15 protein-coding genes are annotated in these 20,589 nt (G+C 62.4%); all 15 read left to right on the top strand.

Going from position 1 to position 20,589, the window contains the following annotated elements:
- The first annotated feature begins 321 nt into the window (after positions 1–321).
- Positions 322–2,010: a urocanate hydratase gene (gene hutU / locus J3P96_RS25995; protein WP_039592729.1), complete on the top strand. Its 1,689-nt coding sequence runs from the start codon at positions 322–324 to the stop codon at positions 2,008–2,010.
- A gap of 147 nt (positions 2,011–2,157) precedes the next feature.
- Positions 2,158–3,624 (top strand): purine-cytosine permease family protein, encoded by a 1,467-nt coding sequence (locus tag J3P96_RS25990; protein WP_434653980.1) that lies wholly within the window; start codon positions 2,158–2,160, stop codon positions 3,622–3,624.
- Between the two features lie 70 nt (positions 3,625–3,694).
- On the top strand, positions 3,695–4,663 hold the full coding sequence (locus J3P96_RS25985; protein ID WP_434653978.1) for an ABC transporter substrate-binding protein: 969 nt from the start codon (positions 3,695–3,697) through the stop codon (positions 4,661–4,663).
- Between the two features lie 71 nt (positions 4,664–4,734).
- Complete coding sequence (locus J3P96_RS25980) at positions 4,735–5,586, top strand: ABC transporter permease (protein WP_109752006.1); 852 nt, start codon at positions 4,735–4,737, stop codon at positions 5,584–5,586.
- The gene (locus J3P96_RS25975; protein ID WP_305497396.1) at positions 5,583–6,413 is read left to right on the top strand and encodes a quaternary amine ABC transporter ATP-binding protein; all 831 of its coding nucleotides are present in this window, start codon (positions 5,583–5,585) and stop codon (positions 6,411–6,413) included. Before J3P96_RS25980 ends, J3P96_RS25975 begins: the two co-directional genes overlap by 4 nt.
- Before the next feature lie 182 nt (positions 6,414–6,595).
- Positions 6,596–8,119, top strand: coding sequence for a histidine ammonia-lyase (gene hutH / locus J3P96_RS25970; RefSeq protein ID WP_434653975.1), 1,524 nt, complete (start codon positions 6,596–6,598; stop codon positions 8,117–8,119).
- 128 nt (positions 8,120–8,247) lie between these two features.
- Positions 8,248–9,780 (top strand): histidine ammonia-lyase, encoded by a 1,533-nt coding sequence (hutH, locus tag J3P96_RS25965; protein ID WP_434626486.1) that lies wholly within the window; start codon positions 8,248–8,250, stop codon positions 9,778–9,780.
- 129 nt (positions 9,781–9,909) lie between these two features.
- Positions 9,910–11,112 carry an imidazolonepropionase gene (hutI, locus tag J3P96_RS25960; RefSeq protein WP_434653972.1) on the top strand — a complete coding sequence of 401 codons (1,203 nt, stop codon included), beginning with the start codon at positions 9,910–9,912 and terminating at the stop codon, positions 11,110–11,112.
- 11 nt (positions 11,113–11,123) lie between these two features.
- Positions 11,124–11,927, top strand: coding sequence for an N-formylglutamate deformylase (gene hutG / locus J3P96_RS25955; RefSeq protein ID WP_434653969.1), 804 nt, complete (start codon positions 11,124–11,126; stop codon positions 11,925–11,927).
- A gap of 260 nt (positions 11,928–12,187) precedes the next feature.
- Entirely contained in the window at positions 12,188–13,135 is a 948-nt protein-coding gene (locus J3P96_RS25950) for a choline ABC transporter substrate-binding protein (protein WP_434653966.1), read from the top strand.
- Between the two features lie 163 nt (positions 13,136–13,298).
- Positions 13,299–14,210 (top strand): alpha/beta hydrolase, encoded by a 912-nt coding sequence (locus tag J3P96_RS25945; protein ID WP_434653963.1) that lies wholly within the window; start codon positions 13,299–13,301, stop codon positions 14,208–14,210.
- A gap of 104 nt (positions 14,211–14,314) precedes the next feature.
- Complete coding sequence (gene pip / locus J3P96_RS25940) at positions 14,315–15,286, top strand: prolyl aminopeptidase (protein WP_003196909.1); 972 nt, start codon at positions 14,315–14,317, stop codon at positions 15,284–15,286.
- A complete protein-coding gene (dtd, locus tag J3P96_RS25935) occupies positions 15,283–15,720 on the top strand; it encodes a D-aminoacyl-tRNA deacylase (protein ID WP_434653960.1) in 438 nt (145 codons plus the stop codon). Before pip ends, dtd begins: the two co-directional genes overlap by 4 nt.
- Positions 15,721–16,070: 350 nt before the next feature.
- On the top strand, positions 16,071–17,813 hold the full coding sequence (locus J3P96_RS25930; RefSeq protein ID WP_434626479.1) for a glucan biosynthesis protein G: 1,743 nt from the start codon (positions 16,071–16,073) through the stop codon (positions 17,811–17,813).
- The gene (gene mdoH / locus J3P96_RS25925; RefSeq protein ID WP_434570189.1) at positions 17,806–20,376 is read left to right on the top strand and encodes a glucans biosynthesis glucosyltransferase MdoH; all 2,571 of its coding nucleotides are present in this window, start codon (positions 17,806–17,808) and stop codon (positions 20,374–20,376) included. The genes J3P96_RS25930 and mdoH overlap by 8 nt, the downstream gene beginning before the upstream one ends.
- Positions 20,377–20,589: the final 213 nt, after the last annotated feature.

Raw genomic sequence — 20,589 nt, 5'->3', positions numbered from 1 at the left:
TTGTTCCTTCCATGCGCACCAACTTGTTACCGAACGCCCCAGCGTGGCGCAATACCACGCTTCCGTGCCCCTCCGATTTCCCCCTCGAAAACCCTCCTCTAAAATTTCATGCAGCCCCGCAGCCCATAAATCACAAGGCTTTCAGCCAACTCCCCAGCTGTTTCTGAACATCGCCTCGAACAAGTTGGCCGCTTGATTGCATATGCTTGTACATACAAGTAAAGACGTATGCGTATGAGTCGCCTGCATTCAACGCAACGTTCGCTGAATCGCTGCCCACTGCCCGGGCTGGTCTGGATTGATCGCTGAGGAGTTTTTGCTGTGACCGACGCTACCCGCAAACCTGAAAAATACCGTGACGTTGAAATCCGCGCGCCTCGCGGTAACACGCTGACCGCCAAGAGCTGGCTGACTGAAGCGCCGCTGCGGATGTTGATGAACAACCTCGACCCGGAAGTGGCGGAGAACCCCAAGGAGCTGGTGGTCTACGGTGGCATCGGTCGCGCGGCGCGCAACTGGGAATGCTACGACAAGATTGTCGAAAGCCTGACCAATCTGAATGACGACGAAACCCTGCTGGTGCAATCCGGCAAGCCGGTGGGCGTATTCAAGACCCACAGCAACGCTCCTCGCGTACTGATCGCCAACTCCAACCTGGTGCCGCACTGGGCCAGTTGGGAGCATTTCAACGAACTCGACGCCAAGGGCCTGGCCATGTACGGCCAGATGACCGCCGGCAGCTGGATCTACATCGGCAGCCAGGGCATCGTCCAAGGCACTTATGAAACCTTCGTCGAGGCTGGTCGCCAGCATTACGATTCCAACCTCAAGGGCCGTTGGGTCCTGACCGCCGGCCTGGGTGGCATGGGCGGCGCGCAACCGTTGGCCGCGACCTTGGCCGGCGCATGTTCGCTGAACATCGAATGCCAACAGGTAAGCATCGATTTCCGTCTGAAAACCCGTTACGTCGACGAGCAAGCCAAAGACCTCGACGACGCCTTGGCGCGCATCGAGAAATACACCGCCGAAGGCAAGGCGATTTCCATCGCGCTGTGTGGGAACGCCGCCGAAATTCTCCCGGAAATGGTTCGCCGTGGCGTGCGCCCGGACATGGTCACCGACCAGACCAGCGCCCACGATCCGCTCAACGGTTACCTGCCGGCCGGCTGGACCTGGGACGAATACCGCGCCCGCGCCAAGACCGAACCTGCCGCCGTGGTGAAGGCCGCCAAGCAATCGATGGCCGTGCACGTCAAAGCCATGCTGGCCTTCCAGAAAATGGGCGTGCCGACCTTCGACTATGGCAACAACATCCGCCAGATGGCCCAGGAAGAGGGCGTCGAGAATGCCTTCGATTTCCCGGGTTTCGTCCCCGCCTATATCCGTCCGCTGTTCTGCCGGGGCATCGGCCCGTTCCGCTGGGCCGCGCTGTCGGGTGACCCGCAGGACATCTACAAGACCGACGCCAAGGTCAAGGAACTGATCCCCGACGACGCTCACCTGCACAACTGGCTGGACATGGCCCGCGAGCGCATCAGCTTCCAGGGCTTGCCGGCACGTATCTGCTGGGTTGGCCTGGGCCAGCGCGCCAAGTTGGGCCTGGCCTTCAACGAGATGGTGCGCAGCGGTGAGTTGTCGGCGCCGATCGTGATCGGCCGCGACCACCTGGACTCCGGCTCCGTCGCCAGCCCGAACCGTGAAACCGAATCCATGCAGGACGGCTCCGACGCCGTTTCCGACTGGCCGCTGCTCAATGCCTTGCTCAACACCGCCAGCGGCGCGACCTGGGTGTCGCTGCACCACGGTGGTGGCGTCGGCATGGGTTTCTCCCAGCACTCGGGCATGGTGATCGTCTGCGATGGCACCGACGAAGCGGCCGAGCGTATCGCCCGCGTACTGCACAACGATCCGGGCACTGGCGTCATGCGGCATGCCGATGCGGGTTACCAGATTGCCATTGATTGCGCGAAGGAGCAGGGGCTGAACCTGCCGATGATCACTGGTAAGTAAACGCAAAACCCATGTGGGAGCGAGCCTGCTCGCGAAGGCGGCTTGTCATCCGAGGCATGTGTTGAATGACACACCGCTTTCGCGAGCAGGCTCGCTCCCACACATAAAAGCATCGCCCGAACCAGAACAATCCACAGAGGTTGAATCATGGCTGTCACCAGCACACGCGATAGCAGCAAGCCGTTGATCGAGAAACGTTCGATCGACTACATCCCGGAAGCGGAGCGACACGGTCGGTTGTTGAGCCAGTTCACCCTCTGGATGGGGGCCAACCTGCAGATCACGGCAATTGTCACCGGCGCGTTGGCGGTGGTGCTTGGCGGTGATGTGTTCTGGTCGTTGATCGGTCTGCTGATCGGCCAGGTGCTCGGCGGTGGCGTCATGGCCTTGCATGCCGCGCAAGGGCCCAAGCTGGGCCTGCCGCAGATGATCTCCAGCCGGGTCCAGTTCGGTGTGTATGGCGCGGCCATCCCGATCGTGCTGGTGTGCCTGATGTACCTGGGTTTCACCGCCACGGGAACCGTGCTTTCCGGCCAGGCGCTGGGCCAGTTGTTTGGCGTCAGTGACAGTCTCGGCATCCTCATTTTCTCCAGTGTCATCGTGCTGGTGACGGTGCTCGGTTACCGGGTGATCCACTTCATTGGCCGGGTCGCCAGCGTTATTGGTGTGATTGCCTTTGTCTACCTGTTCGCTCGCCTGGTCAGCCAGACGGACGTTGGCGCGCTCTTGCAAATTCGCCATTTCAGCTGGAGCAGTTTCCTGCTGGCGGTGTCGCTCGCGGCCTCCTGGCAGATCGCCTTCGGCCCCTACGTGGCTGACTACTCGCGGTACCTGCCGAGCAAGACGTCTTCGGTGAAAACCTTTTTCGCCGCCGGCGCGGGTTCCGTCATCGGCGCGCAGGTAGCGATGATCCTCGGCGTGTTTGCCGCCGCTTCGGCCAACGGGCAGTTCGCCGGTCACGAAGTCGCCTACATCGTAGGCCTGGGAGGCACCGGCGCCACCGCTGCGCTGCTGTACTTCAGCATCGCCTTTGGCAAGGTCACCATCTCCACGCTGAACTCCTACGGCAGCTTCATGTGCATCGCGACGATCATCAGCGGTTTCCGCGGGCACCTGAACGTAACGCGGTTGCAGCGTCTGGTCTTCGTGCTGGTCATCGTCGGCGCCGCGACCCTGATCGCGCTGCTCGGCCAGCATTCGTTCCTCGGCGCGTTCAAGTCTTTCATTCTGTTCTTGCTCGCATTCTTCACGCCGTGGAGCGCGATCAACCTGGTGGACTACTACTGCATCACGCGCGAGCGCTATGACGTGCCGGCACTGAACGACCCGAACGGTCGCTACGGTCGTTGGAACGCCCTCGGCATCAGCGTCTACGTCTTTGGTGTATTGGTTCAGTTGCCGTTCATCGCCACCAAGTTCTATACCGGCCCGTTGGTGAAAGCCATGGGTGGTGTGGATATCTCGTGGATCATCGGTCTGGTGGTCCCGGCGGCGTTGTATTACCTCATCGCCAGAAAGTGGCACAGCGCAGTACCCGATCAATTGATCCTGCCGGTCGAGCAGGACGCGGTTGACGCACAACCGAGCAGGGCGGGCCGCATCCAAGCGGTCTGATGGGACGTTGACAGGGCTGGATGCCTCTTGACTGCCGTAAGCCAATCCAACTGATTAGGAGCGTCACACAATGAAATCGAACAAGACCCTGCTGACCACATTGCTTGCCATGGGCCTGCTGGCCAGCGCTGGCGCCACGCAAGCGGCCGGCTGGTGCGAGTCGGGCAAACCGGTGAAGTTCGCCGGCCTGAACTGGGAAAGCGGCATGCTGCTGACCGACGTGATGCAAGTGGTGCTGGAAAAAGGCTACGGCTGCAAGACCGACAGCCTGCCAGGCAACTCCATTACCATGGAGAACGCCCTGAGCAGCAACGACATCCAGGTGTTCGCCGAAGAGTGGGTCGGCCGCAGTGAGGTGTGGAACAAGGCCGAGAAGGCCGGCAAGGTGGTGGGCGTCGGTGCACCGGTGGTCGGCGCGATCGAAGGCTGGTACGTGCCGCGCTACGTGATCGAAGGTGATGCCAAGCGCAAGCTCGAAGCCAAGGCCCCGGGCCTGAAGAATATCGCCGACCTGGGCCAGTACGCCGCCGTGTTCAAGGATCAGGAGGAGCCATCCAAGGGCCGCTTCTACAACTGCCCGGCCGGTTGGACCTGCGAGCTGGACAACAGCGAAATGCTGAAAAGCTACGGCCTGGAAAAAACCTACACCAACTTCCGCCCAGGCACCGGCCCGGCGCTGGATGCGGCAGTGCTGTCGAGCTACAAGCGTGGCGAGCCGATCCTGTTCTACTACTGGTCGCCAACACCGCTGATGGGCCAGGTCGACCTGGTGAAGCTCGAAGAAAAACCGGGCGTGGATAAAAGCGTGAGCATCAAGGTCGGCCTGTCCAAGACCTTCCACGACGAGGCTCCGGAACTGGTGGCGGTGCTGGAAAAGGTCAACCTGCCGATCGACATCCTGAACCAGAACCTCGGGCGCATGGCCAAAGAGCGGATCGAGTCGCCGAAACTGGCGAAGATCTTCCTGAAGGAACATCCTGAAGTCTGGCATGCCTGGGTCAGCGAAGACGCTGCCAAGAAAATCGACGCGGCTCTGTAGGTCGAATATTTCCCGGCCAACCGTGGGGCTGGCCGGGACGTTCACCGCATCCACCTGATCGAGAGTCTCTTATGTTTCCCGAAAGCTTTACCTTCTCCATCGCCGACTGGGTCAACGGTTGGGTCGACTCCCTGGTGACCAACTATGGCGATGTGTTCCGGCATATCTCCGACACGTTGCTGTGGGCCATCGTCAACCTTGAAGGTCTGCTGCGCATGGCCCCCTGGTGGCTGATGCTGGCGATCGTCGGCGGCGTTGCCTGGCATGCTACCCGCAAGGTCGTGGCGACAGCGGTGATCGTCGGCCTGTTGTTCCTGGTGGGCGCGGTGGGCCTGTGGGACAAACTGATGCAGACCCTCGCGCTGATGCTGGTAGCGACGCTGATTTCGGTGCTGATCGGGATTCCGCTGGGCATTCTCTCGGCGCGCAGCAATCGCCTGCGTTCGGTGCTGATGCCCCTGCTGGACATCATGCAGACCATGCCAAGCTTCGTGTACCTGATTCCGGTGTTGATGCTGTTTGGCCTGGGCAAGGTCCCGGCGATCTTCGCCACGGTGATCTACGCCGCGCCGCCATTGATCCGCCTGACCGACCTGGGCATCCGCCAGGTTGACGGCGAAGTCATGGAAGCCATCAACGCCTTTGGCGCCAACCGCTGGCAGCAGCTGTTCGGCGTGCAACTGCCCCTGGCCCTGCCGAGCATCATGGCCGGGATCAACCAGACCACCATGATGGCCCTGTCGATGGTGGTCATCGCCTCGATGATAGGCGCCCGTGGCTTGGGCGAAGACGTACTGGTCGGCATCCAGACCCTCAACGTCGGGCGCGGCCTCGAAGCCGGGCTCGCTATCGTGATTCTCGCCGTGGTCATCGACCGCATTACCCAGGCCTACGGTCGTCCTCGGCATGAGGTGAGCAAATGAGCAACGCAGCCGTCAGCAAGATCGAAGTCAGGAACGTCTTCAAGATTTTCGGCAACCGGTCCAAGGAGGCCCTGGAGCTGATCCGCCAGAACAGGACCAAGGACCAGGTGCTGGCCGAAACCGGCTGCGTGGTCGGCGTGAACGACCTGTCGCTGAGCATCGGCACCGGTGAGATTTTCGTGATCATGGGCCTGTCCGGTTCCGGCAAGTCCACTTTGGTTCGCCACTTCAACCGGTTGATCGACCCTACCAGCGGCGCGATCCTGGTGGACGGCGAAGACATCCTGCAACTGGACATGGATGCCTTGCGTGAATTTCGTCGACGCAAGATCAGCATGGTGTTCCAGAGCTTCGGCCTGCTGCCCCACAAGAGCGTGCTGGACAACGTCGCCTACGGCTTGAAAGTGCGCGGCGAAAGCAAGCAGGTCTGCGCCGAACGGGCGTTGCACTGGATCAGCACCGTGGGCCTGAAGGGCTACGAGAACAAATACCCGCACCAGCTCTCCGGCGGCATGCGCCAGCGCGTCGGCCTGGCCCGGGCGTTGGCGGCGGATACCGACATTATCCTGATGGACGAGGCGTTCAGCGCCCTCGATCCGCTGATCCGCGCGGAAATGCAGGACCAGTTGCTGGAACTGCAAAAGACTCTGCACAAGACCATCGTCTTCATCACCCACGACCTCGACGAGGCCGTACGCATCGGCAACCGCATCGCGATTCTCAAGGACGGCAAGCTGATCCAGGTCGGCACGCCACGGGAGATCCTGCACTCGCCGGCGGATGAGTATGTTGACCGGTTTGTGCAGCGCAGGGCGGCGGTGGTGTAAGACCGGACTCAGTTGTGGCGAGGGGATTTATCCCCGCTGGGGCGCGTAGCGCCCCCAAAACAGCTGAATCCAATTGGCCAGATGCATCGAGGCGAGAGTTTTTAGGGCTGCTTCGCAGCCCAACGGGGATAAATCCCCTCGCCACAAATGTTATTGGCAACTTTATGGGTATGAGGTTTGAGATGTCCCAGGCTGAAAAAATCATCATCACCGGCGCCCCGCTGCGCTGGCAGGACGTGGTCGCCGTCGCCCGCTTCGGCGCTGTGCTGGAGCTATCGGCCCAGGCCTGGGCGCGCATCGACAATGCCCAGGCCATCGTCCAGCGCATCGTCGAAAGCGGTGAACGGGCCTATGGCGTCAACACCGGCCTGGGGGCCTTGTGCAATGTCTCGCTCAAGGACGAACAGCTCAGCCAATTGTCGCGCAACACCTTGCTCAGCCATGCCTGTGGCGTCGGCCCGGCGCTGTCCGATGAGCAGACCCGGGCGATCCTGTGCGCGGCCATTCTCAACTACAGCCAAGGCAGATCAGGCATCCATCGCCGGGTGGTCGAGGCGTTGCTGGCGCTGCTCAATCGCGGCATCACGCCGCAAGTGCCGTCCCAGGGTTCGGTGGGTTACCTGACCCACATGGCCCACATCAGCATCGCGCTGCTGGGCGTCGGCGAGGTCAGCTATCGCGGGCAGGTCGTCTCGGCGCAGCAGGCGCTGGCCGCAGAAGGTCTGCAACCGGTGCAGTTGGGGGCCAAGGACGGTTTGTGCCTGGTCAACGGCACGCCGTGCATGACCGGCCTCAGTTGCCTGGCCCTGGCCGATGCGACGCGCCTGGTGCAGTGGGCCGATGTGATCGGTGCCATGAGCTTCGAGGCTCAGCGCGGGCAGATCGCCGCGTTCGATGCCGAGATCATTGCGCTCAAGCCGCACCCCGGCATGCAGCAGGTGGGCAGTAACTTGCGGGCGCTGCTCGATGGCAGCGAAGTCATCGCTTCGAGCCTGGGCATCCGCACGCAGGACGCCTTGAGCATCCGCTCGATTCCGCAAGTGCATGGCGCCGCGCGCGATCAACTGGCCCACGCCCGGCAGCAGATCGAAACCGAACTCAATGCCGCCACCGATAACCCTCTGCTGCTAGGTACACCGGACAATTTCCGGGTCGTGTCCCAGGCCAACCCTCATGGCCAGTCGGTGGCGCTGGCGGCTGACCTGTTGGCGATCGCCATGGCGGAAATCGGCTCCATCGCCGAGCGTCGCCTCGACCGTTTGATCAACCCGCACGTCAGTGGGCTGCCGGCCTTCCTGGTGGCCAATCCCGGGGTGAATTCGGGGATGATGATCGTGCAATACGTCGCCGCGTCGCTGTGCGCGGAAAACAAGCAACTGGCGCAACCGGCGGTGCTCGACAATTTCGTCACATCCGGGTTGCAGGAAGACCATTTGAGCATGGGCACCAACGCGGCCCTGAAGCTGCACCGGGCGCTGGAAAACTGTACGCAGATCCTCGCCATCGAATACCTGCTGGCGGCCCAGGCCTTTGAGTTTCTCAAGGCGCAGCGTTTTGGCGCTGGCACCGACACCGCCTGGAAGCTGCTGCGCGAGCGCGTCCCGGCCTACGACCAGGATCGCTGGCTGGCGCCGGACATCGCCAGCGCCGCCGGGCTGCTCAGGGATCCGAACGTGCTGCACCACGTTCTACCGAATTTGAATTGATCAAAAAAAACACCAGCGTGCCAAGGCACCTAGCCCACAAGGCGTCGCCCAAAAGGCGAAGGTGACGGATAACGGAACATTCCGGAGCGACTGGCGGGTAAAAACAAAACTCTCAAAAGGAGCAATACATGACTGCCTTGAACCTGATTCCCGGCCAATTGAGCCTGGCTCAATTGCGTGACATCTATCAGCAACCGGTGACGCTCAGCCTCGACGCCAGCGCATCGGCGCAGATCGAAGCCAGCGTTGCCTGCGTGGAGCAGATCCTCGCCGAGAATCGCACCGCCTACGGCATCAACACCGGTTTCGGCCTGTTGGCCTCGACCCGTATCGCCAGCGAAGACCTGGAAAACCTGCAGCGCTCCCTGGTGCTGTCCCATGCCGCCGGCGTCGGCGAGCCGATCAGTGATGCGCTGGTGCGGTTGATCATGGTGCTCAAGGTCAACAGCCTGAGCCGGGGTTTCTCCGGCATTCGCCGGCAGGTGATCGATGCGCTGATCGCACTGATCAACGCCGAGGTCTACCCGCACATTCCGCTGAAAGGTTCGGTGGGCGCATCCGGTGACCTGGCGCCTCTGGCCCACATGTCCCTGGTGCTGCTGGGCGAAGGCAAGGCCCGTTACAAAGGCGAATGGCTGCCGGCTGTCGACGCCCTGAAAGTCGCCGGCCTCGCGCCGCTGACCCTGGCGGCCAAGGAAGGTCTGGCGTTGCTCAATGGCACCCAGGTGTCCACCGCGTTTGCCTTGCGCGGCCTGTTCGAAGGCGAAGACCTGTTTGCCGCTGCCCTGGCGCTGGGCAGCCTCACGGTGGAAGCGGTGCTTGGCTCGCGCTCGCCATTCGATGCGCGCATCCATGCGGCTCGCGGCCAGAAAGGCCAGATCGATGCCGCCGCGGCCTATCGCGACCTGTTGGGCGAGCGCAGTGAAGTGTCGGATTCGCACCAGAACTGCGACAAGGTCCAGGACCCGTACTCCCTGCGTTGCCAGCCGCAAGTGATGGGCGCCTGCCTGACCCAGTTCCGCCAGGCCGCCGAGGTGCTGGTGATCGAGGCCAACGCTGTGTCGGATAACCCGCTGGTGTTCGCCGCCGAGGGCGACGTGATCTCCGGCGGTAACTTCCACGCCGAACCGGTGGCGATGGCGGCCGATAACATGGCCCTGGCGATCGCCGAGATCGGCTCCCTGAGCGAGCGGCGCATTTCGTTGATGATGGACAAGCACATGTCGCAACTGCCGCCATTCCTGGTGGCCAATGGCGGGGTCAACTCCGGCTTCATGATCGCCCAGGTTACCGCTGCGGCCCTGGCCAGTGAAAACAAGGCGCTGTCCCATCCTCATTCGGTGGACAGCCTGCCGACCTCGGCGAACCAGGAAGACCACGTCTCCATGGCCCCGGCCGCCGGCAAGCGCTTGTGGGAGATGGCCGAGAACACCCGCGGGATTCTCGCGGTGGAATGGCTGGCGGCGTGCCAGGGGCTGGATCTGCGCGGCGGTTTGAAAACCTCGGCCAAACTGGAACAGGCCCGGGCGCTGCTGCGTGCAGAAGTACCGTTTTACGAGAAGGACCGGTTCTTTGCGCCGGACATCAACGCGGCCAGTGAGCTGTTGGCGAGTCGGTGTCTGAACGAGCTGGTCACGGCGCAGTTGTTGCCGAGCCTGTAAGGGCCTCATCGCGAGCAAGCTCGCTCCCACAGGGGGGCGGTGCCGAACGCCGATCTGGGGTACACCCCTGATCCCTGTGGGAGCGAGCTTGCTCGCGATTCGATTTTGAATAATTCGAGGAGACTCGGGATGAAAACCCTCTGGCAAAACTGCCACGCCGCCACCATGGCCCAGGGTGTCTACTCGATTATCGAAGACGCCGCCATTGTTACTCAGGGCGAGCACATCCAATGGATCGGCCCCCGTGCCGAATTGCCGGTGGGCGACTACCCGGCAATCAACGACCTGAAGGGCGCCTGGGTCACCCCGGGGCTGATCGATTGCCACACCCACGCGGTGTTCGGCGGCAACCGCAGCGGTGAATTCGAACAGCGCCTGCAAGGCGTCAGCTACGCCGACATCGCCGCGGCCGGCGGTGGCATCGCCAGCACCGTGCGCGCCACCCGCGCCGCCAGCGAGGACGAGCTGTTCGCCAGCGCCGCAAAACGCCTGAAAAGCCTGATGCGCGACGGCGTGACCACGGTGGAAATAAAATCCGGCTACGGCCTTGACCTGACCAGCGAACGCAAGATGCTGCGGGTCATCCGCCGCCTCGGCGCCGAATTGCCGGTCAGTGTGCGCAGCACCTGCCTGGCGGCCCACGCCTTGCCGCCGGAATACAAGGACCGCGCCGACGACTACATCGAACACATCTGCGCCGAAATGCTCCCGGCGTTGGCCGCCGAGGGGCTGATGGACGCGGTGGATGCGTTCTGCGAGTACCTGGCGTTTTCTCCCGAGCAGGTCGAACGGGTGTTCTTGACCGCGCAGCGATTGGGCCTGCCGGTAAAGCTGCACGCCGAGCAACTGTCGTCGTTGCATGGTTCCAGCCTGGCGGCGCGGTATCAGGCGCTGTCGGCCGATCACCTGGAATTCATGACCGAGAATGACGCCAAGGCCATGGCCGAGTCTGGCACCGTAGCGGTGCTGCTGCCGGGGGCATTTTATTTCCTGCGTGAAACCCAGTTGCCGCCCATGGATGCCCTGCGCAAGCACGGCGTGAAAATCGCCGTCGCCAGTGACCTCAACCCCGGCACCTCGCCCGCGCTGTCGTTGCGCCTGATGCTGAACATGGCCTGCACCTGCCTGCGCCTGACCCCGGAAGAAGCACTGGCGGGAGCAACGATTCATGCCGCCCAGGCCCTGGGCATGGCCCAGACCCACGGCTCGCTGGAAGCCGGCAAGGTGGCGGACTTTGTCGCCTGGCACATCGATCGCCCGGCCGATCTGTCGTACTGGCTCGGCGGCGATCTGGAAAAACGCGTCGTGCGCCACGGCGTGGAAATCGATTGAGGAGAACGGTTGTGGAGAAGGTCCTGAATTTCAAGCAAGGGCGCGTGCCGCTGTTGATTAGCATGCCTCACGCTGGCCTGCGCCTGACGCCGGCGGTAGAGGCCGGGTTGATCCCCGAGGCCCAGAGCCTGCCGGACACCGATTGGCATATTCCCCGGCTGTATGATTTCGCCGATGAGCTGGGCGCCAGCACCCTGGCGGCTGAATATTCGCGGTTCGTCGTGGACCTGAACCGTCCTTCCGATGACAAACCGATGTACGTCGGCGCCACCACCGGCCTTTACCCGGCGACGCTGTTCGATGGCGTGCCGTTGTTTCGCGAAGGCCTGGCGCCGTCGGCTGATGAGCGTGCCACGTACTTGCAGCAGATCTGGATGCCCTACCATCAGGCCCTGCAACAGGAACTGGCGCGACTCAAGGCCGAGTTCGGCTATGCCTTGCTGTTCGATGCCCACTCGATCCGTTCGGTGATCCCGCACCTGTTCGACGGCAAGCTGCCGGACTTCAATCTCGGCACGTTCAACGGCGCCAGTTGCGACCCGGCCCTGGCCAGCCAGCTCGAAGCCATTTGCGCCCGCCACGGCCAGTTCACCCATGTGCTCAACGGACGCTTCAAGGGCGGACACATCACCCGGCACTACGGCAATCCGGCCGAGGACATTCACGCAGTGCAGCTGGAACTGTGCCAGAGCACCTACATGGAAGAGTTCGAGCCATTCAACTATCGCCCGGACCTGGCGGCGCCGACCCAGGTGGTACTCAGGGAGTTGCTGGAAGGTTTCCTGGCGTGGGGACAAGAGGCCTACAAACGCTAATTCGAGGTGAGGCGGCTATTGTGGCGAGGGAGCTTGCTCCCGCTTGAGTGCGCAGCGCTCACAAGATCCTTGGGGCGGCTTCGCCACCCAGCGGGAGCAAGCTCCCTCGCCACAGAAGCGTTCATCGTCTTACCTGTCGCCACCGTGCAAAACCGCGTCGCCACAGTTCATCTTCAGCCCCTCGACGCTGCGTAATGTTCCGGTCACGGTGCACCAAGACACCGAACTACAATAATCCGCTGCCGCACGAGACCTTTCCGATGAAAAGACCGTTCAAAGGCTGTCTGTCGATCCTCTGCGGTACCGTCCTGTTGAGCTCCGGCGCGATGGCTGCCGAGGCAGCGTCCTGCCAGACCGTGCGCATGGGCGTGGTCAACTGGACCGACGTGATCGCCACCAGTGGCATGGCTGACGTGCTGCTCACTGGCCTGGGCTACGAAAGCAAGCAGACCAGCGCCGTGCAGCAGATCATCTTCGCCGGCATCCGCGACAAGCGGCTCGACATTTTCCTCGGCTACTGGAAACCGGCGATGGACAAGAACATCGCCCCGTTCCTGGCGGCCAATCAAGTGAAAGTACTGGACAAACCAAGCCTGGCCGACGCCCAGGCGACCCTGGCCGTTCCCGACTACGTGGCGGCGGCGGGGCTCAAGACCTTCGCCGACATCGCCCGGTTCAAGGACCAGTTGGGGGCGAAAATCTACGGCATCGAGCCGGGCAGCGGCGCCAATACCACCATCAAGACCATGATCGAGACCAACCACTTCGGTCTCAAGGATTTCAAGCTGATCGAGTCCGGCGAGGCCGGGATGCTGGCGGCGGTGCAGCGGGCAGTCAATCGCAAGGAATTCGTGGTCTTTGTCGGCTGGACCCCGCACCCGATGAACATCAACATGAACATCGCTTACCTGACCGGCAGCGAAGACGTCTATGGCCCCAACGAAGGCGCCGCGACGGTCTCCATCGTCACCGCGCCGGACTACACACAGCGGTGTCCGAACGTGCAGCGGCTGCTGGAGAACCTCACGTTTACCGCCGCCCAGGAAAGCCAGTTGATGGTGCCGATCATGGAGCGCAAGACGCCCCAGGACGTCGCGCGGCAATGGTTGCGCGAGCACCCGGAGGACCTGCAGCGCTGGCTCGCCGGCGTGACCAGCTTCGATGGCAAGGATGGCATCGCGGCGGTGCAGGCCAGTCTCAAGAACTGACCCAGTCTTGCGGGCACTGATATCCCCCGTGGCGAGGGAGCTTGCTCCCGCTCGGTTGCGCAGCAGCCGCCAGGAAGCGAGGACTGCTGCGCAGCCCAGCGGGAGCAAGCTCCCTCGCCACAAAAGCTTTCGGGCTAAACCATAGCGTCCACGGCGAACCACAATGGCCTACCCACTCTCTCAGGCAATGTCCGCCTTCATCGACAAGACCCTGAGCTTCACCAGCCCGGATGACAGCCTCGCCGGCTCGCGTCAGGCTTACAGCCGGATGTGCCGGGCATTCACCCCGCCGCGCCCATCAACGCTTGCGGTCGAGGATCTGCACCTGGCTGGCGTGGCTGTCCGGGCCTATCACCTGCGTACTTCGCCGCCGCTCGCCGGGTGGCCGTGCATTCTTTACCTGCACGGTGGCGGTTGGGTGGTAGGGGACCTGGATTCCCATGATTTCATTTGCATGGAACTGGCCGCGGCCCTCGGCGTGCTGGTGGTGGCGGTGGATTACCGGCTTGCCCCCGAGCATCCGTTTCCCGCCGGGTTCGAAGATTGCCTTACTGTGTGGCGCCACCTGGGGGACCTGCCGTTTGCCATCAACCCTCGGCGCCGGGCCGTGGTGGGCGACAGCGCCGGCGGCAACCTCGCCGCTGCGGTGTGCCTGGCCTTGCGCGATGCAGGGCAGCCTCTGCCCCGGTCCCAGGTGCTGATCTACCCGGCGCTTGGTGGTCCCGAGCATTTACCGTCGCGCACCGAACGTTTCGACGCGCCGCTCTTGAGCCGCAGTGACCTGCAACGCTATGACGCGTGGTACCTGCGTGGCACCCAGCCCTCAGCCTACGCCGCGCCATTGCTCGCCGATGATTTCAGCGGCCTGCCCGCGACGCTGGTTGCCGTGGCGCAATGGGATCCGCTGCGCGACGACGGCGTCCTCTATAACGAGCGCCTGAGCGCCGCAGGGGTAGCCTCTGTGTTGTACAACGGCGAGGGTCTGGTCCACGGTTGCCTGCGTGCGCGGGGCCAGGTGCCGGAGGTCGATCAGCTATATCGCAGGCTACTGGCCTACCTGGCCGACACGCTTTGACTGCCGCAGGGCATGCTCATTAAGGTAATTCGGGTTTATGATGCCGGACGGCAGACTAAATAGAAGTCCCCACACGGATGACTCGACCCCTTACGGAGCGCGCAATGCAGACTTTGTACCCGCAGATCAAACCCCATGCCCGGCACGATCTGGCTGTCGATGACACCCATACGCTCTATGTCGATGAAAGCGGCTCGCCGGAAGGCCTGCCTGTCGTGTTCATCCACGGTGGCCCGGGGGCGGGTTGCGATGCGCAAAGCCGTCGCTACTTCGATCCGAATCTGTACCGCATCGTTACGTTCGATCAGCGCGGCTGCGGCCGTTCCACGCCTCACGCGAGCCTGGAAAACAACACCACCTGGGACCTCGTCGAAGACCTGGAGCGCATCCGCAAGCACCTGGGCATCGAAAAGTGGGTGCTGTTCGGCGGCTCCTGGGGCTCGACCCTGGCCCTGGCCTACGCTCAGACTCATCCGGAGCGGGTACATGGCCTGATCTTGCGTGGGATCTTTCTCTGCCGTCCGCAGGAAATCGAATGGTTCTACCAGGCCGGGGCCAGTCGCCTGTTTCCCGATTACTGGCAGGATTACATCGCGCCGATCCCCCTGGATGAGCGCGACGATCTGCTCAGCGCGTTCCACAAACGCCTGACCGGCAACGACCAGATCGCCCAGATGCACGCGGCCAAGGCCTGGTCCACCTGGGAGGGGCGCACCGCGACCCTGCGCCCGAACCCGCTGGTGGTCGATCGTTTCTCCGAGCCGCAGCGAGCGCTGTCGATCGCCCGGATCGAATGCCACTACTTCACCAACAACGCCTTTCTCGAACCCAATCAGTTGATTCGCGACATGGGCAAGATCGCCCATTTGCCGGGCGTCATCGTGCATGGTCGCTACGACGTGATCTGCCCTTTGGACAATGCCTGGGAGCTGCACCAGAACTGGCCCAACAGCGAGCTGCAGGTGATCCGTGACGCCGGCCATGCCGCTTCGGAACCAGGGATTACCGACGCGTTGGTGCGCGCCGCCGCGCAAATGGCCCGCCGCCTGCTCGACCTGCCCCCCGAAGAAGCATGAAGGGGTTGCTGCAGCGGGTTCGCGGCGCCCGGGTCGAAGTCGCGGGCGAGATCGTCGGGGCCGTGGACCATGGCTTGCTGGTGCTGATAGCCGTCGAGCCTGGGGATACCCGGGCCAGTGCCGACAAACTCCTGCACAAGCTGCTTAACTATCGGGTGTTCAGCGACGCCGACGGCAAGATGAACCTGTCCCTGGCGGACGTCGCGGGTGGTTTGCTGCTGGTCTCGCAGTTCACCCTGGCGGCGGACACCAAAAGCGGTCTGCGCCCGAGCTTTTCAACCGCCGCGCCGCCCGTCCTTGGCGAAGAGTTGTACAACTATCTGCTGAGCCAGGCGAAACAGGTGCATGGCACCGTGGCATCAGGTAGATTCGGCGCCGACATGCAAGTGCATCTGGTCAATGATGGCCCGGTAACCTTTCTGTTACAGGTCTGAAAGCGTTTGAAACATCTTTTCGGTCCGGTTTCGAGTCAAAACAGGGAGTTTTCTCGATAAATACTTTGCTAGCCCTGATGCGTTGTCACGCGGCCTACTAGATAATCGCGCGCTACGGGGGATCGGCGTTCGCCGGTCCATTTGACTTAGGTAGAGACTTGTCCTGAACCGTTTGGGGAATCATTTTGTCCCATCGGAGTCGGAACAATGCTCGCCAACTTGGCAAGAGTGGTCCGCAGGAGCGGTTTTTCAGCGCCGTTACCGTGCAGATACTTTATCTGGCCGTTGGTTTTTTGATCTGTTTTCGGCGAGGGTTGCTCGTGATTGTTAGTCCCTGTAATGCACCAAAAATGACTGCCAAACGGTTTAGAAACGCTCTGGTAGCGGGCTCGGCCCTGCTGTGCCTGTTTGGCGCGGGCCAACTGTGGGCATTCAGCCTGGATGATGTATCGGCGAAGGCACAAGAACTGGCCGGGCAGAAATTCGAAGCCCCGCGCAGCAACTTGCCGAACGAATTCCGCGAAATGAAATTCGCCGATTATCAGAAAATCCGTTTCCGCACCGAAAAAGCTGAATGGGCCGACCAGAAGACGCCGTTCCGGCTGTCCTTCTATCACCAGGGCATGCATTTCGACACACCGGTGAAGATCAACGAAATCACCGCGACCACCGTCGATGAGATCAAATACGACCCGACACGCTTCGATTTCGGTGATGTGAAGTTCGATCCGAAGGCCACCGAACAACTGGGCTACGCGGGTTTCCGCGTGTTGTACCCGATCAACAAGGCCGACAAGCAAGACGAAATCATGACCATGCTCGGCGCCAGCTATTTCCGCGTCATCGGCAAGGGCCAGGTTTATGGCTTGTCCGCTCGCGGCATGGCGATCGATACCGCATTGCCATCGGGTGAAGAGTTCCCGCGTTTTCGTGAGTTCTGGATCCAGCGTCCGAAGCCGACCGATAAGCACCTGGTAATCTTCGCCTTGCTCGATTCGCCACGGGCCACCGGCGCTTATCGCCTGACTGTGCGCCCAGGCACCGATACAGTCGTTGACGTCAAATCGCGTGTTTTCCTGCGTGATCGCGTCAACAAGCTGGGCATCGCCCCGTTGACCAGCATGTTCCTGTTCGGCGCGAATCAGCCGTCCAAGGTCTTGAACTACCGTCGCGAGCTCCACGACTCCAGCGGCCTGTCCATCCATGCCGGCAACGGCGAGTGGATCTGGCGTCCGCTGAACAACCCGAAACACCTGGCCGTGAGCAACTTCTCGGTAGAAAACCCGCGTGGTTTCGGCCTGCTGCAACGTGGTCGTGACTTCAGCCACTACGAAGACCTGGACGACCGCTACGAAAAACGTCCAAGCGCCTGGATCGAACCGAAAGGCGACTGGGGCAAGGGTACCGTCGACCTCGTCGAGATCCCGACCGCCGACGAAACCAACGACAATATCGTTGCGTTCTGGAGCCCGGAAAAACTGCCTGAGCCAGGCCAGCCACTGGACTTCGCCTATCGCCTGCACTGGACACTTGATGAAGCCAGCCTGCACTCGCCAGACAGCGCCTGGGTCAAGCAGACCCTGCGTTCCACGGGTGACGTGAAGCAGTCCAACCTGATTCGCCAGCCGGATGGCAGCGTGGCCTACCTGGTCGATTTCGAAGGCCCGTCCCTGCAAGCCCTGCCTGAAGACGCCGAGGTGCGTAGCCAGGTGAGCGTGGGTGACAACGGCGAAATCGTTGAGAACAGCGTGCGCTACAACCCTGAAACCAAGGGCTGGCGCCTGACGTTGCGCCTGAAGATCAAGGATCCGGGCAAGGCGACCGAGATGCGTGCCGCGTTGGTCCGGCCGCTGGTTCCTGTAGAGCTGCCGGCTACCTCGCATTCCGTGACCACGCTGGCCAAGGCCGACAAGGTCGCCAAGCAGCAGAGCGAGAAAGAGAAAGCCAACGAACAGGCCGGCGAGCAGCAGGAAGCCAAGGCCGTCAAGGCGTCCACCGCCGCCGCCGAGCCGACCCCAACCCCGCAGGAACCGGAGCAGACTGAGCAAGTCCTGACCGAGACCTGGAGCTATCAGTTGCCTGCCGATGAGTAATACTTCCGTACAGCCAGTGTCTCTGAGCGAGTATCTGGCCCATTTGCCGATGACCGACGAGCAGCGCGCCGAACTGGCGGGCTGCAAGTCCTTCAGCGAATTGCATGAACGCCTGGCTTCGTCGACGTTCGATGCGCCCGACGAGGCAGCCCAAGCCTCGGTGGGCCGTCGCCTGGCGCTCAGCACTGCCGAGGAACTCGAGGATGCCGAAATGCTGGCCCTCGATTCCAGTGGCCGTGTATGCCTGAAGGCTACTCCGCCGATTCGCCGGACCAAGGTCGTGCCGGAGCCATGGCGCACCAACATCCTGGTACGCGCCTGGCGCCGCCTGACCGGTCGCACCAACCCGCCGAAGCCGCCCAAGGACGAGCGCGTCTTGCCGCATGCGCGCTGGCGTACCGTGGGTTCGATCCGCCGCTACATCCTGTTGATCCTGATGCTCGGCCAGACCATCGTGGCCGGCTGGTACATGAAAGGCATCATGCCGTACCAGGGCTGGTCGCTGGTGGACCTGGATGAAGTGCTGCATCAGCCGCTGCTGCAGACGGCCACGCAAGTGCTGCCATACGCGCTGCAAACCAGCATCCTGATCCTGTTCGGGATCTTGTTCTGCTGGGTCTCGGCCGGTTTCTGGACCGCGCTGATGGGTTTCCTCGAACTGCTCACCGGGCATGACAAGTACCGCATTTCCGGTGCCAGTGCCGGTAACGAGCCGATTCCCAAGGATGCCCGCACCGCCCTGGTGATGCCGATCTGTAACGAGGACGTGCCACGGGTATTCGCCGGTCTGCGCGCCACGTTCGAGTCGGTCGCGGCCACGGGTGACCTGGACCGCTTCGACTTCTTCGTGCTCAGCGACAGTAACGAAACCGACATCTGCGTCGCCGAGCAACAGGCCTGGCTGGATGTCTGCCGTGAAACCGGGGGCTTCGGCAAGATTTTCTATCGCCGCCGCCGTCGCCGCGTGAAACGCAAGAGCGGCAACCTCGACGACTTCTGCCGTCGCTGGGGCAGCGACTACAAGTACATGGTCGTGCTCGACGCCGACAGCGTCATGAGCGGCGAATGCCTGACCAGCCTGGTGCGCCTGATGGAAGCCACGCCGGACGCTGGCATCATCCAGACCGCGCCGCGTGCCTCGGGCATGGACACGCTGTATGCGCGCATGCAGCAGTTCGCCACACGGGTCTACGGTCCGCTGTTCACCGCCGGCCTGCACTTCTGGCAGTTGGGCGAGTCGCACTACTGGGGCCACAACGCGATCATCCGCATGAAGCCGTTTATCGACCACTGCGCCCTGGCGCCGTTGCCCGGTAAAGGTGCCTTCTCCGGTGCGATCCTCTCCCACGACTTTGTTGAAGCTGCGCTGATGCGCCGTGCTGGCTGGGGCGTGTGGATTGCCTATGACCTGCCGGGCAGCTACGAAGAGCTGCCACCGAACCTGCTGGACGAACTCAAGCGTGACCGTCGCTGGTGCCACGGCAACCTGATGAACTTCCGGCTGTTCCTGGTCAAGGGCATGCACCCGGTGCACCGTGCGGTGTTCCTGACCGGCGTGATGTCCTACCTGTCGGCACCGCTGTGGTTCTTCTTCCTGGTGCTGTCCACCGCGCTGCTGGCGGTGAACACGCTGATGGAGCCGCAGTACTTCCTCGAGCCGCGTCAGTTGTATCCGCTGTGGCCACAATGGCATCCGGAAAAAGCCATCGCGCTGTTCTCGACCACCATCGTGCTGCTGTTCCTGCCCAAGCTCTTGAGCATCGTGTTGATCTGGGCGAAAGGCGCGAAGGAGTTCGGCGGCAAGTTCAAGGTGACGATGTCGATGCTGCTGGAAATGCTGTTCTCCATGCTGCTGGCGCCGGTGCGCATGATCTTCCACACCCGTTTCGTGCTGGCCGCCTTCCTGGGCTGGGCCGCGACCTGGAACTCGCCCAAGCGTGACGATGACTCTACGCCTTGGAGCGAAGCCATCAAGCGCCACGGCCCGCAGACCCTGCTGGGCTTCTTCTGGGCCTTGCTGGTGATCTGGCTGAACCCGAGCTTCCTGTGGTGGCTCGTGCCGATTGTCGGCTCGCTGATGCTGTCGATCCCGGTTTCGGTGATCTCCAGCCGCGTGGGCCTGGGCTTGAAGTCCCGTGATGAAAGCCTGTTCCTGATTCCCGAGGAATACGCGCCACCACAGGAACTGCTGTCGACTGACCAGTACACCCATGAAAACCGTTGGCACGCGCTGAACGACGGCTTCATCCGGGCGGTGGTCGATCCGCGACAGAACGCCCTGGCGTACGCATTGGCTACCTCCCGTCACGGCAAGGCCGAGCCGATCGAATGGCTGCGCGTCGAGCGCGTCCGTCATGCCTTGAAGGTTGGCCCGGCCGGGCTCAACAACGCCGAACGATTGGCGCTGCTGAGCGATCCGGTGGCCCTGTCCCGCCTGCATGAGCAGGTCTGGAGCGAGGCGCATCCCGAGTGGCTGGCGGCGTGGCGTGAATCGGTCAAGGCCGATCCACATGCACCGTTGTTGCCGCTTCAGCCGGTGGGCGCACAGCCTCAACTGGCCTGATACCCAAAAAGCCCCGCTTCTGAAAAGAGGCGGGGCTTTTTGTTGGGCGCATTTTTATCTGTGGATTGCTCTTGTGGCGAGGGCGCTTGCTTTCGCTGGGTGGCGTAGCTGCCTGATGTTTCTAGGTAATGGAGCCGCCAGACATCGCTGCTAAACGAAAAGGGTGACGGCAGTACGCGGGTTAGCAGACCAGGAATCAAGGAACCAGGCGCA

It is taken from the genome of Pseudomonas sp. R3-56 (assembly GCF_051132075.1).
Taxonomy (GTDB): domain Bacteria; phylum Pseudomonadota; class Gammaproteobacteria; order Pseudomonadales; family Pseudomonadaceae; genus Aquipseudomonas.
The sequence above is the reverse complement of the archived record's forward strand: the minus strand, read 5'-3'. Positions and strand labels throughout refer to the sequence as shown.